Here is a 13,093-nt window from a genome sequence, read left to right on the forward strand (position 1 = left end):
AGCGTGAACATGAAGATCCCGAACCTCGCGCGGCTGGCCGCGTGTGCCGTGGCCGGCGCGATCGTCGCGGCCGCACCGGTTGCGGCGTTGGCGCACGGCAAGCTGGAAAGCGCCGCACCGGCGACGGGCAGCACGGTCGACATCGCGCCCGACACATTGCGGCTCACCTTCAACGAAGACCTCGAACCGGCGTTCAGCTCGGTAAAGGTATCGGATGCGAACGGCAACGCCGTCACGCAGGCAAAGTCGAAGGTCGATGCGGCGAACCCGCGCGTGATGACGCTCGCGATGCCGAAGCTCGCGCCCGGCGCGTACACGGTGCAGTGGGCGGCGATGACGGCCGACGCGCATCGCACGAAGGGCACCTATACGTTCAGGGTGAAGGGATGAACGACGGCCTTGTCGGCCTCCTGCGGCTCGTATCGGTGGCGATCCAGAACGCCGGGTTCGCCGTCGTCGTCGGCGCGCTGCTCGGCAGCCACTGGCTCGCGCGCGGCGCGTCGGCGTGGCAGCACGGCATCGGGCGGCGGCTCGGTACGACGCTGCGCATCGCGTCGGTCGTATCGCTGGTCGCGAGCGTCACCGCGTTCTGGGCGCATTGCGCGCTGATGAGCGAGGTGTCGTTGCTCGAAGCGGGGCCGGCCGTCTGCGCGATGCTCGCGGGCACCGGGTTCGGTCATGCGTGGCTGGCTGGTACGGTGTTCATGCTCGTCGTCGCGGGGCTGTCGTTCGTCAGGCGCGCGAACGAGTCGCGCTTGCCGTTCGCGATGTGGGCCGCGCTCGCCTGCGTCGCGCTCGCACGCAGCAATGGCGGGCATCCGGTGGATGCCGGATGGTTCAGCGTGCCGGTATGGATCGACTGGCTGCATCTGCTGGCGATCAGCGCGTGGGTCGGGCTCGTGCTCGTGACGGCATTCGGCGTGATGCCGAGGCTGTCCGCAATGCCCGCGAGCGAACGCACGACCGGCGCATCGTTCGTGCAGTCGCTGTCCGATGCGTCGACCTACGCATTGATCGTGCTGTTCGCGACCGGCGCGTACAACGGCTGGCGCGGCGTCGATACGCCCGCCAATCTGATCGCATCGACGTACGGGCAGATCCTGCTGCTGAAGTTCGCGCTCGTGCTGATCGCGGCGGCACTCGGCGGACACAACCGCTTCTTCGGGATGCCGACGTTGCTGGCTGCGCTGAAGGATCCGGCCGCGTCGATGCCGGCCAGCGCGTTGAAACGGTTCGGCACGGTGTTGCGGATCGAGGCGGTGGTGCTCGGCGGCGTGCTGATGGTCGCGGCCGTGCTCGTGTCGAGCGCGTTGCCGGGCACGGTGTAGCGCGACGGCGCGACGCTGCGGCAGCGAACGCGCGCGGGGCAATCGTCACGGGCACGGCGGATTTTCATCAGACGATTTCCCCGCTTTTTCAGGCGTAAACGCGCGCTCGACGGCGATCGCAGCGCGATAACGACAATTACATCAACCTGTCTTTCAATTACCAAAAACTGTCATTGAGCGCCGCTAAGCTTTCGCCACCCTCACAACCGGGATTCCCCGTCATGCGCTCGACAATCCGCCTCATCCCCCCGCTATTGCTGCTCCCGACGCTCGCCGCGCCGGTTTTCGCCGCCACTGCCGCGCCCGTCAGCCCGAACTGCGGTGGCAGCACGACGCCGATCGCCGATATCCAGGGGCCGGGCGCGCCGTCGCCGCTCGCTGGCCAGAACGTGTCGATCGAAGCCGTCGTCACCGCCGATTTCGGCGGCACGGACGGCTTCGGCGGCTTCTTCGTCCAGCAGGCCGATGCGCAGCGCCGCAATCAGCCGGGCGTGTCCGAAGGGCTGTTCGTCTATGCGCCGAAAGTGCGTGCGAAAGCGGGCGACCTCGTGCACGTGACGGGCAAGGTCGAGGAAAAATACGGGCAGACGCAGCTCACGCAGTCGGGCGCGATCGCGGTATGCGCGAACAACCAGACCGTCACGCCCGCGACGCTCACGCTGCCGGTCGACAGCCCGAACGCGTTCGCCGCGTATGAAGGGATGCTGGTGCGCCTGCCGCAGACGCTGAACGTCACCGACAACTACGAGCTCGGCCGCTACGGCAGCGTGATGCTCAGCAACGGCCGCCTGCGCACGCCGACGAGCGTCGTGCCGCCTGCCCAGGCGCAGACGCAGATCGATGCGAACGCACGCAACCGCCTGATCCTCGACGACGGCTCCAACAAGCAGAACCCCGCCACGGTGCCGTACCCGGCGCCGGGCCTGTCGGCCGCGAACACGCTGCGCGCGGGCTACACGGTGCGCGACATCGAGGGCGTGCTCGAAGTGCGCTACGGCGCCTGGCGCGTACAGCCGCTGCCGGGTGCTGCCGTGCCGGCATTCGAAGCCCGCACGAACCCGCGCACCAACGCACCGGCGCGCGATCCGAAGTCGAACCTGCGCGTCGCGTCGTTCAACGTCCTCAACTACTTCAACGGCAACGGTCTCGGCGGCGGCTTCGACGATCCGAACAACCGCGGCGCGAAGAACTACCAGGAATTCCAGCGCCAGGAAGCGAAGATCGTCAGCGCGCTGAAGGCGATCGACGCCGACGTGATCGGCCTGATGGAAATCCAGAACAACGGCTACGGCGAACTGAGCGCGGTGCGCCAGCTCGCGGCGAAGCTCGGCAACAACTGGCGCGTCGTCGATCCGGGCGTGTCGCGCCTCGGCGGCGATGCGATCACGGTCGCGATGATCTACGACAGTCGCAAGGTCGAACCGGTCGGCCGTGCGGCGACGCTCGCGATCGACGACAAGAACCGCCAGCCGCTCGCGCAGTCGTTCCGGATGATCGGCGGCAACAAGCAGTCGCTGACGGTCGCGGTCAACCATCTGAAGTCGAAGAACTGCCCGGATGCCGCGAACGACGATCTCGACCAGGGCGACGGCCAGGGCTGCTGGAACCCGACGCGCACGCGCGCGGCAGCGAAGGTGGCCGACTGGCTCGCCGGTAATCCGACGGGCGTCGCGGGCCAGGGCGTGCTGCTGATCGGCGACTTCAACAGCTACACGTACGAAGACCCGATCCGCGCGCTCGAATCGCGCGGCTACCGCAACCTCGTCGCGCGCTGGATCGGCGCGAACGCGTACAGCTACGTGTACAACGGCGAAGCCGGCTATCTCGATCACGCGCTCGCGACGCTGCCGCTCGCGTCGCACGTGAAGGCCGTGCACGAATGGCACATCAACGCGGACGAGCCGCTCGCGCTGCAGTACACGCTCGCGTACAAATCGGCGGAGCAGCAGAAGACGTTCTACGCGCCGGATGCGTATCGCTCGTCGGATCACGATCCGGTGCTGATCGATATCGCGATGCCGGGCGGCGGGAAGTAATGGCGGATTGAACGCGAATGAAGCGCGGCATGCGGCGACGCTGCACGCCGCGCTTCATTTTCACCGCACAGGCCGGCTGGATCGCGGGTAAATAATTCCGCTGAAATTTTCGTGAATTAGCAAAATCGGTATTTTATGGATGGCGTGATGCGGATAAGCGCCTCGATTGAAGAATGGTTGAAGTGACTTGAATCATTGAGTGGCGGTCTATGCGTAATGCCACGCTGAATTAATCGATGGCCGATAATTAAAATGAAAGAATAATTCCGGCGATCTGAAGGCTTTCGAGGCGCTGCATCAGCGCCAGTAAAGGACGCCTGGTTGTGCGAGAAAAGCGGCGGATTCGGCGGATTATTGTCCGAAAAGCGCGCAATGCACAAATAATCCCGCTTTCTTTCAATTGCCAGACACTGTCCGCCGTTAGCATCATTGCGGGATTTTTAATATCCGAATGATCTTTGACAACGCGGCGCAGCACCGCCTATTTTTGTGTTGTCGTAAATTTGGGTCATATAAAAGTTGTCCAAACTGCAGGGGGCGTCCGAGCACCATTCTCGCCAGCAGTTTGCTGTGTCTGTATCAAGTTCAGTCTCTTAGAAGTCCAATCCCCAACCGCCGACTGCCGACCGTGCAACGCGAGTGGCGGGTCGGTCTGCGCGTTTCGCAGGCGTTGGCGGCCTTTGTGAAGCGGTATCCGAATCAAAGGACAGAGATGAAACCAGACAGGAGCTGTACCGGCAGCCGCCGTGGCCGTCACGGCCGGTTGACCGGGCTAGGTGCCTTGACCGTCATGACCTTGGCGCTCGCGGCCTGCGGCGGCGACGATTCGTCGTCCGTCGGGGCGTCGAGCCTCGCGCAGGCCACCGCCAGCCAGCAGGCCAGCGCGCAACAGGCGGCCGGCCAGACGCCGGCCAACCAGCCGTACGTCGACCCGGTCGCGTATTCGATGAATGCGGGCGACGGCCTTGCCCCCGGGCAGGTGTCCGAGAAAACGGCCGTCATGCATTACCAGTGGAAAAACGGCGGCACGACCGTCAACTACACGACGACCACCGGCCACCTGACCGCGCAGGACGCGAACGGCAATGCGGAAGCGTCGATGTCGTATGTCGCGTACACCGCGCCGAGCACGAACGGCAAGCCGCGCCCTGTCACGTTCGTCTATAACGGCGGCCCCGGCTCGTCGTCGATCTGGCTGCGGCTCGGCTCGTTCGCACCGACCCGCGTGGCCACGCCCGATCCGCTGTTCGGCGCCAACTGGCCGAACTATCCGCTCGTCGACAACGCCGAAAGCCTGATCGACACCACCGACCTCGTGTTCATCGACCCGCCCGGCACCGGGCTGTCGGAAGCCGTGTTGCCGAACACCAACCAGAAGTACTGGGGTTCCGATGCGGACGTGAACATCATGCGCGACTTCATCCAGCGCTACCTGAACGTCAACAGCCGCAGCACGTCGCCGATCTACCTGTACGGCGAATCGTACGGCACGCCGCGTACCGACATGCTCGCGCTGGCGCTCGAATCGGCTGGCGTGCACCTGACGGGCATCGTGCTGCAGTCGGCGATCCTGAACTACTTCGCGGATGCGGTGGAAGCGGTGGCGATCACGCAGTCGACCGAAGGGCTGCTGCTCGAAACCGATACGGTGGCCGGCTACCTGCCGGGCTATGCGGCGGTCGCGGCGTACTTCAACCAGGTGTCGCCGGCCCCGGTGAACCCGGGTCTGTACGCACTGCAGACGGAACTGTTCACGACGCTGATCTACAACCAGCTGCAGAAGTATTCGCAGTCGTGGGTGTTGAGCCAGCTCGGCATTCCGGATGCGCTCGGCACGCCGGTGTTCCCGAGCGATGCGACGCTCAAGCTGTGGTCGATCCCGTCGAGCCTCACGCAACAGGCGCTGCGCGGCTACTTCAACGCGAATCCGTTCGGCACGAGCCTGCTGCCCGGGACGACGATCGGCCGGTATGACGGACGCGTATCGTTGCCGAACGCCGATCCGCGCCTGCAGAACGACGGCGATCCGTCCGACATCCTGATTTCGCAGCCGTTCACGAACGCGCTCGCGACGCAGATGCCGGATTACCTCGGCTACACCGCGCCGAACGCGACGTACCTGCCGCTGAACGACAACATCATCGGCGTCTGGGACTTCACGCACGACGGCCAGCCGATGCCCGACACGATTCCCGATCTGCTCGGTGCGCTGCAGCTCAACCCGAAGCTTCGCGTGCTCGCGGAGAATGGCTTCCACGATCTCGCGACGCCGTTCTTCAACACCGAGAAGCAACTCGCGCGGCTGCAGACGGTGAAGGGCTTCAATCCGAAGCTGCAGGTGAACTTCTTCCAGGGCGGCCACATGATCTACCTGGACGACGTCGCCCGGCCGCAGATGAAGCGGGACCTGAAGACGTTCTACAAGGGCGCGCGGATTCCGACGGCGCTGACGCTGCACACGCTGCCGCCGCCGTGGCCGGATGAAAACCCGCCGAGCGTGCCGACCGGCAGCGTCCCGGGCGCAACCGCCGCGACGACGCTGGCGGCGGCCCCTTGAGCGACCGTGAGCGACGGACTCCTTGTCAAAGGAACCCTCTATTCATCCATTGAATGCGAGTGATCATGTCCCTAATCAATTTGATGCGGCGTATGTCTCCGTTGATCGTCCTCGGTGCCGTGATGAGCAGTGCCTACGCGTTGCCGCCGCAGGCGGTGGCGCCGGTGAAGCTGCCGCACGGCGGGCACGGTGTCGACGGTCCGTTCTTTCCTGCCACGAAAGCGGCGCCGGTGTTGCCGTCGACCGGCGCGACGCTGCAGCAGCAGGCGCAGCAGCGTGTCGATGCGCGGCTCGGCGCCAATACGGTGCTGAGCAACGGCGCGGCCGTGACGAAGGCGCAGGCGCAGAGCAGCGGTCTCGGCTTCGTGTCGAAGCACTTCGACGAGATCGATGCGAAGCACACCGGCCGCGTGACGATGAGCGATGTACGGCAGTTCATCCAGCAGCGGCAGGTGCAGGCGCAGCAGGAACAGCAGGACGAGTGACGTAGCAGGCAGGGCGGCGGCCGGTGCGGGATGATTCGCATCGGCCGCCGGAAGGTGAACGACAGGCGCTAGCCGGCCTGGCGCGCGTAGCGCTTCGCGGTGGCCGACGGCAGTTCACCGAACATCGCGCGATAGTCCTGCGCAAAGCTGCTCAGGTGCCAGAAGCCCCATTTGGTGGCAGCGGACGTCACGGAGTCGCCGAGCCGAAGCTCGCGGCGCACGTGATTCAGCCGCACGGCCCGCAGGTAGGCGATCGGGTTCAGGTTCAACGTATCCTGGAACGCGTATTGCGCGGTGCGCCGGCTGACGCCGAGCTCCACGCACAGCTCGGCGATCGACAGCGGGCAGGTCGATGCGTCCTGCAGCCGCTCCCGCACCGCATTGACCAGCGACCAGTATTTCGTCGGGCGCACGACCTGTGCGCCGGCGTCCAGCGTCGCGGCCGTCATCACTTCCGAGATCGCGTACAGCACGGTGCGTTCGAGCAGTTCGATCCGGTCCTGCGTCGTCACGTCGTCGACGTGCGAGCTTTTTGCCGCGGCAGCGAGTGTCTGGCGCAGCAGGTCGCGCAGATGGTCGGCCACACCGGTTGCCATCGGGATCACCGGCGCGTGGGTTTGCGCATGCAGCGACGCGGCCACGGTGCGCATCGCTTCCGTCGACAACGTCCCGGGTTCGATCTCGACATTCACGAGCACGTGCCGGTCGGGCGAGTAGAACTCGAATTGCGGCTGGCTCGAGAACACGTGCAGGCTGTCGCGCCCGCTCTTCTCGCCGCACAGGCGCGCGTGCCCTTCCAGTTCCAGCGGCACGGCCACGGCGATCCGCTCCGACGGCACGGCGCCTTGTTGCAGGATGACCTTGTCGAGATCTTCGACCAGCAGCTTGATGCCGCCCAGCGACATGATCGACGACGAGCCATGAAACAGCCCGCCCGAGATCTGCGTGTAGTTCATGTTCCAGCCGTCGAACGAACGCGCCTGTTCCTCCACGTCGGTGAACGCGCAGAACGCAACGGTTCGCGCGAACAGCGGGGCGCCAGAGAAATCGCTCGGGTGGGCAGACGGCGTCATCGAGGGCGGGAAGGGGCGGGCCGGATCGATTCATTGTAGCCGCTCGCCGCGCCGGTCAAAAAGGCCGGCCGGGTATCGCCTCGTCAAAACCCTAACTTGCCGAAATCCGATAGTGGAAAACCTTTCGACACCCTACCTTTGGCACCAATACGACGCTGGAGAGACGGTAATGGAACTTCCCCGTGGCGGATTCTGGAGAAACTGGGTCGGCAATCAGTCGTGCATGGCCGCGCACCTGGCGTCGCCGACCAGCGAGGCCGAGATCGCGGCGCTGGTGCATACGGCGACGCGGCAGGGCAAGCACGTGCGGTGCGCGGGGTCCGGGCACTCGTTCACGCCCGTCGTGGCCACCAGCGGCCTGCTGCTGTCGCTGCAGGATTACCAGGGCATCGTCGATGTCGACGAAGCGCGCAAGCGCGTGACCGTGAAGGCCGGCACCAAAATCAATGCGGTGACGCGGCACCTGAAGGAATGCGGCCTGTCGCTCGTCAACCAGGGCGACATCGATTCGCAGGCGATTGCCGGCGCACTGGCCACCGGCACGCACGGCACGGGGACGACGCTGAGCAACCTGTCGTCGCAGGTCGTCGGGATGCGCATCGTGCGCCCGGACGGCTCGATCATGAAAGTGAGCGACCGGCAGGACCGCGACCTGTTGCATGCGACGCAGGTGAACATCGGGATGTTCGGCGTGGTGTCGGAGATCACGCTGCAAGTGACCGATGCGTTCTGGCTGCACGACCGGGTATGGCGCGAGGACTTCGAAGCGTTGATGGAGCAATACGACGACCTGGCCGCGAAGCACCGGCATTTCGGTTTCTTCTGGTGCCCGACGTCCGCCAGCCGCGATCTCTACTGCCTGCCCGACACCACGAAGGTATCGAACTCGAAGAAGGACTACGACGTGTGCGAGATCAAGGTGATGGATGTCACCGACGCGCGCACGTTCCATGAAGGCGAGCACGAGAAGATCGCGTACAGCTCGGAGGTGTACGCAATCCACTACGTGCCGAACTTCCACGAGCTCGAATATGCGGTGCCCGCGCAGCACGGCAAGGAAGCGCTGCGCCGGGTGCGCGAGCTCATTCTCACGAAACACCGCGACTGCATCTTCCCGGTCGAGTACCGCTTCACGAAGGGCGATCCGGCGTGGATCAGCCCGTTCAATCACCAGGACAGCGTCACGATTTCATGCTCGGGCGGCCCGAACGGCGTCGACTACTGGCCGTTCCTGAAGGACGTCGACACGATCCTGCGCGACTACGGCTCGCGTCCGCACTGGGGCAAGCTGCATTTCACGAACCGCGAGGACGTCGATCGCTGGTTCCCCAAGGCCGAAGCGTTCCGCGCGCTGCGCCGCAGCGTGGACCCCGAAGGCACCTTCCTCAACGATCACCTGCGGACGCTGTTCAGTTGAGCAGACCGAACGCACCAGACTGGAGAACGCAACATGAATGTCAAGATTGACGGCCGCCTGGCCGGCAAGGTCGCCATCGTGAGCGGCGGCGCCGGCGGCTGCGGCGGCGCGGCGTCCGAACTGTTCGCCGCCCAGGGCGCGAAGGTCGCGATCATCGACCGCGACGGCGACGCCGCCGAAACGCTCGCGTCCAAGCTGCGCGACGCAGGCCTGCAGGCGATCGGCCTCGGCGCCGACGTGTCGAAGCAGGCGGAAGTCCAGCAAGCGGTGAACGCCGCGCGGGAGCAGTACGGCAACGCGGACATCCTGTTCAATCACGCGGGCACGCTGATCGTCAAACCGTTCCTCGATATCGAGGAGTCGGAATGGGACTGGCTGATGGGCGTGAACGTGAAGAGCATGTTCCTGATGACGCAAGCGGTGCTGCCGCAGATGCTGGAGAAGGGGCGGGGCAGCATCGTCTGCACGTCGTCGATTTCGGCGGTGTGCGCGACGCCGGGCGAGGTGCTGTATGACGCGACCAAGGGCGCGTGCCACATGTTCGCGCGGGCGATTGCGGTCGAGTATCGCGATCGCGGCATTCGTTGCAACGCGCTCGCGCCGGGGTTCATCCGCACGCCGCACGGGATGCGCGAACTGAAGGATCTGCAGGCGATGGGCGTCGATGCGACCGAGGCGGCGATCGCGGTGCAGCAAGGCCGCCTGTGCGAGCCGTCGGAAGTCGCGGCCGCCGCGCTGTTCCTCGCGTCCGACGAGTCGAGTTTCGTCAACGGCACGCATCTGTTCGTCGACAACTGCTTCTCCGCCGTCTGATCGTTGTTGCTCGCAAGAAGTTGAAGGGCAGGCTTCATGCCGGCCTGATCGGCAAGTTCCGTCGAAGGTGTCGCAGCGATGCGACCCTTCGATTTTTTTTGCGTATCCGGCGCGCGGTGTGTCCCAGCGGAATGTCGGAATCCTTCTAGCTGAACGAGAGCCGGTCTGGTGGAATGCGAAGGCCGAAACACCATGCAGCCGGCAAGCCGCGGTCAGTCATTCACTCTCAACTGGTCAATCAACATGTTCAACCGCACCACCAGCACCGTTGCCAACGTCGATCCGGAACTTTTTGCCGCGATCGAGCAGGAAAACCGTCGCCAGGAAGATCACATCGAGCTGATCGCGTCGGAAAACTACACGAGCCCGGCCGTGATGGCTGCGCAGGGTTCGCAACTCACGAACAAGTACGCGGAAGGTTATCCGGGCAAGCGCTACTACGGCGGTTGCGAATACGTCGACGTCGTCGAGCAACTGGCGATCGACCGCGTGAAGCAGCTGTTCGGCGCGGAAGCGGCGAACGTGCAGCCGAACTCGGGTTCGCAGGCGAACCAGGGCGTGTTCTTCGCGATGCTCAAGCCGGGCGACACGATCATGGGCATGAGCCTCGCGCACGGCGGCCACCTGACGCACGGTTCGCCGGTGAACATGTCGGGCAAGTGGTTCAACGTGGTGAGCTACGGCCTGAACGAGAACGAAGACATCGATTACGACGCGGCCGAGAAGCTCGCGCAGGAACACAAGCCGAAGCTGATCGTCGCGGGCGCATCGGCGTTCTCGCTGAAGATCGATTTCGAGCGTCTGGCGAAGATCGCGAAGTCGGTCGGTGCGTACCTGATGGTCGACATGGCCCACTACGCGGGCCTGATCGCAGCGGGCGTATATCCGAACCCGGTGCCGCACGCGGACTTCGTGACGACGACGACGCACAAGAGCCTGCGCGGCCCGCGCGGCGGCGTGATCCTGATGAAGGCCGAGTACGAGAAGCCGATCAACTCGGCGATCTTCCCGGGGATCCAGGGTGGCCCGCTGATGCACGTGATCGCAGGCAAGGCGGTGGCGTTCAAGGAAGCGCTGTCGCCGGAGTTCAAGGCATACCAGGAGAAGGTGGTCGAGAACGCACGCGTGCTGGCTGAAACGCTGGTGAAGCGCGGTCTGCGGATCGTGTCGGGCCGCACGGAAAGCCACGTGATGCTGGTCGACCTGCGCGCAAAGCACATCACCGGCAAGGCAGCGGAAGCGGCACTGGGCGCGGCGCACATCACGGTGAACAAGAACGCGATCCCGAACGATCCGGAAAAGCCGTTCGTGACGAGCGGCATTCGCCTGGGTTCGCCGGCGATGACGACGCGCGGGTTTGGCGTGAAGGAAGCCGAGATCGTCGGCAACCTGATCGCCGATGTGCTGGAGGCGCCGGAAGATGCGGCCACGCTCGAGCGTGTGCGCGGGCAGGTTGCGGAGCTGACGAAGCGTTTCCCCGTCTACGGCTGATGCCAGCGAGATTCAACCGCTGCAAGGCGGTTGAATCTCATCGTTGCGCATAGACATGAAAAAACCGACTCGCGGCATCGAGCCCGCGAGTCGGTTTTTTTCAGCCTGCTTCGAAGCCGCTTCAGACAGTCGGATCGACGTTCGCCTCGAGTTCGCGGATGCGGTCGAGATTGCGCGTGTCCTTCAGCACCGGCGGCCCCGCGAACGTGTTGCGCACGCCGAAGCCGTACCAGATCACCATCAGCACCACGACGAAACCGACGAGCACGTACAGCACCTTCTCGTTCGGCGGCTGAATGCCGACATACGCGAGCACACAGGCGCCGACCAGCGCGAGCAGCGCACACGGCTTCGACCAGATTCCCAGTTGAAACGGGCCCTTGTCGGTCCACGTGCGGCCTTCGGCCAGCATCCCGGAGCCGATCGGCATCGCATACGAGATGAACAGGAACACCGCGCTGCCGGCGCTCAGCACCGAGAACGCGTCGCCGTACAGCGTGACGACGATCGCGAGCACCGCACACGTCCAGATGGCGGGGCCGGGCGTCCGGTGCGTCGGGTTCACGCTGCGCAGCAGTTTCGACGCCGGCAGCCCGCCGTCGCGTGCGAACGCGTACATCATCCGCGACGTCGACATGATCGCGGCGAGCCCGCACACGTAGTTGATGAAGAACATCGCGAGTTCGAGGATGACGCGCAACGTCTTCGGAATCGGCGCGAGAATGGCTTCGAAAAAGCCGGTGCCCTGCTTCATGCTGGCGGTCAGGTCGGGCATCACCAGCACGAACGCGCACACCATCACGTAGCCGAACACCGCGGACCAGAACACCGACCCGATGATGCCGCGCGGCACGTTTTTGGCCGCGTCGTGCGTCTCTTCCGACGTGTGCGCGGAAGCATCGAAGCCGGTGATGGTGTAGGTCACGAGCAACAGGCCGGACAGGAACGCGAGCGGCGTGGCCTGCTTCGGCCATGCACCGCCGTCGACGCCGGTGAAATTGGTGAACGTCACCAATCGATGCGCATCGAACGCGACCGGCGAGTAGTAGAGCAGCGATACCACCAGCGCAATCGTGACCACGAAAATGAGGTAGCCCGACAGGTCGGTGATCTTGCTCGCGATCTTGATGCCGCGGGCATTCAGGATTGCCTGCGAGATCGTGATGAACGCGATGAACGCCGTCTGATGCCACCACGTCAGGCTGTCCGGGCTGACGCCGAACATCGGCGCGATCAGCGTCTTGAAGAACGGATCGTAGGTACCGAAGTTGATCGCGGCGATCACGAAGATCAGCCCGATCAGGTTGAGCCACGCCGTCATCCACCCCCATTTCTTCCCGCCGAGGATCGCGCCCCAGTGGTAGAGGCCGCCGGCCGTCGGAAACGCGGACGCAATTTGCGACATCGACACCGCGACGATCAGCGCGAACAGCGAGCCCAACGGCCAGCCGAGGCCGATCGACGCACCGCCGGTGGCGGAAAACGCGAGCTGGAACGCGGTGATGCCGCCCGACAGGATGCAGATCACCGAAAACGAAACCGCGAAGTTCGAGAAACCGCTCATACGTCTCGACAGTTCCTGCGCATAGCCCATCTTGTGCAGCAGGCTTACGTCACTGTCGGTGCCTGAATCAGGCTGGAATTTTGCATCCATGGTCGCTCCGTCACGAATGTCCTGCGTGGCAGGACCGTCATCGCCGCCCGGGCCGTGCGATACGGCCCGCTCCTGGGATTCGTCGGCGGCTCGCGATGCCGTGGGGAAATCGGCAATCGCTTTCCAGTCCGATGCGTGAACGGTATGAAATCAAATCTCCCGGCTCTATCAGATTTCGGCAACGTAGTGAAATTCCGGATGCGGGCCGGCTGGCCGGTCTCGTCGTCCGGATGACCGGG

Annotated in this window: 11 protein-coding genes; 8 read left to right on the plus strand and 3 right to left on the minus strand. The window is 64.6% G+C overall.

The features are described from left to right. Nucleotides 1–9 precede the first annotated feature (9 nt). The 3 genes from copC to G3N61_RS04550 all read left to right on the plus strand — a co-directional run bounded on the left by copC (nucleotide 10) and on the right by G3N61_RS04550 (nucleotide 3,364). The gene (gene copC / locus G3N61_RS04540; RefSeq protein WP_089453813.1) at nucleotides 10–390 is read left to right on the plus strand and encodes a copper homeostasis periplasmic binding protein CopC; all 381 of its coding nucleotides are present in this window, start codon (nucleotides 10–12) and stop codon (nucleotides 388–390) included. Continuing rightward, nucleotides 387–1,328 carry a CopD family protein gene (locus G3N61_RS04545; protein WP_089453802.1) on the plus strand — a complete coding sequence of 314 codons (942 nt, stop codon included), beginning with the start codon at nucleotides 387–389 and terminating at the stop codon, nucleotides 1,326–1,328. The genes copC and G3N61_RS04545 overlap by 4 nt, the downstream gene beginning before the upstream one ends. A gap of 221 nt (nucleotides 1,329–1,549) precedes the next feature. After that, nucleotides 1,550–3,364: an ExeM/NucH family extracellular endonuclease gene (locus tag G3N61_RS04550; protein ID WP_205821699.1), complete on the plus strand. Its 1,815-nt coding sequence runs from the start codon at nucleotides 1,550–1,552 to the stop codon at nucleotides 3,362–3,364. Nucleotides 3,365–3,611: 247 nt separating this feature from the next. On the opposite strand, the gene G3N61_RS04555 is transcribed toward G3N61_RS04550, so the two are convergent. Then, entirely contained in the window at nucleotides 3,612–3,842 is a 231-nt protein-coding gene (locus G3N61_RS04555) for a hypothetical protein (RefSeq protein ID WP_241017568.1), read from the minus strand. Nucleotides 3,843–4,076: 234 nt separating this feature from the next. Between G3N61_RS04555 and G3N61_RS04560 the strand changes: the two genes are divergently transcribed. Both G3N61_RS04560 and G3N61_RS04565 read left to right on the plus strand, forming a co-directional pair. Continuing rightward, nucleotides 4,077–5,921, plus strand: coding sequence for a peptidase S10 (locus tag G3N61_RS04560; RefSeq protein ID WP_205821700.1), 1,845 nt, complete (start codon nucleotides 4,077–4,079; stop codon nucleotides 5,919–5,921). A gap of 53 nt (nucleotides 5,922–5,974) precedes the next feature. Further along, nucleotides 5,975–6,406, plus strand: coding sequence for a 2-oxoglutarate dehydrogenase (locus tag G3N61_RS04565; protein ID WP_089453801.1), 432 nt, complete (start codon nucleotides 5,975–5,977; stop codon nucleotides 6,404–6,406). Nucleotides 6,407–6,474: 68 nt separating this feature from the next. On the opposite strand, the gene G3N61_RS04570 is transcribed toward G3N61_RS04565, so the two are convergent. Further along, the gene (locus G3N61_RS04570; RefSeq protein WP_205821701.1) at nucleotides 6,475–7,479 is read right to left on the minus strand and encodes a helix-turn-helix domain-containing protein; all 1,005 of its coding nucleotides are present in this window, start codon (nucleotides 7,477–7,479) and stop codon (nucleotides 6,475–6,477) included. A 169-nt stretch (nucleotides 7,480–7,648) separates the two neighbouring features. On the opposite strand from G3N61_RS04570, the gene G3N61_RS04575 reads away from it, so the two are divergent. From G3N61_RS04575 to glyA, 3 genes are all read left to right on the plus strand, one after another. Next, the gene (locus tag G3N61_RS04575; RefSeq protein WP_205821702.1) at nucleotides 7,649–8,896 is read left to right on the plus strand and encodes a D-arabinono-1,4-lactone oxidase; all 1,248 of its coding nucleotides are present in this window, start codon (nucleotides 7,649–7,651) and stop codon (nucleotides 8,894–8,896) included. Between the two features lie 33 nt (nucleotides 8,897–8,929). Beyond that, nucleotides 8,930–9,709: an SDR family NAD(P)-dependent oxidoreductase gene (locus G3N61_RS04580; protein WP_205821703.1), complete on the plus strand. Its 780-nt coding sequence runs from the start codon at nucleotides 8,930–8,932 to the stop codon at nucleotides 9,707–9,709. A gap of 243 nt (nucleotides 9,710–9,952) precedes the next feature. Then, complete coding sequence (gene glyA / locus G3N61_RS04585; RefSeq protein ID WP_043179231.1) at nucleotides 9,953–11,200, plus strand: serine hydroxymethyltransferase; 1,248 nt, start codon at nucleotides 9,953–9,955, stop codon at nucleotides 11,198–11,200. A gap of 121 nt (nucleotides 11,201–11,321) precedes the next feature. Here glyA and G3N61_RS04590 read toward each other — a convergent pair whose 3' ends face one another. Further along, nucleotides 11,322–12,854, minus strand: a complete 1,533-nt coding sequence (locus G3N61_RS04590; RefSeq protein ID WP_043178631.1) for an amino acid permease — start codon at nucleotides 12,852–12,854, stop codon at nucleotides 11,322–11,324. Nucleotides 12,855–13,093 lie beyond the last annotated feature (239 nt).

The sequence above is a fragment of the Burkholderia sp. Ac-20349 genome, from assembly GCF_017104865.1.
Taxonomy (GTDB): domain Bacteria; phylum Pseudomonadota; class Gammaproteobacteria; order Burkholderiales; family Burkholderiaceae; genus Burkholderia; species Burkholderia aenigmatica.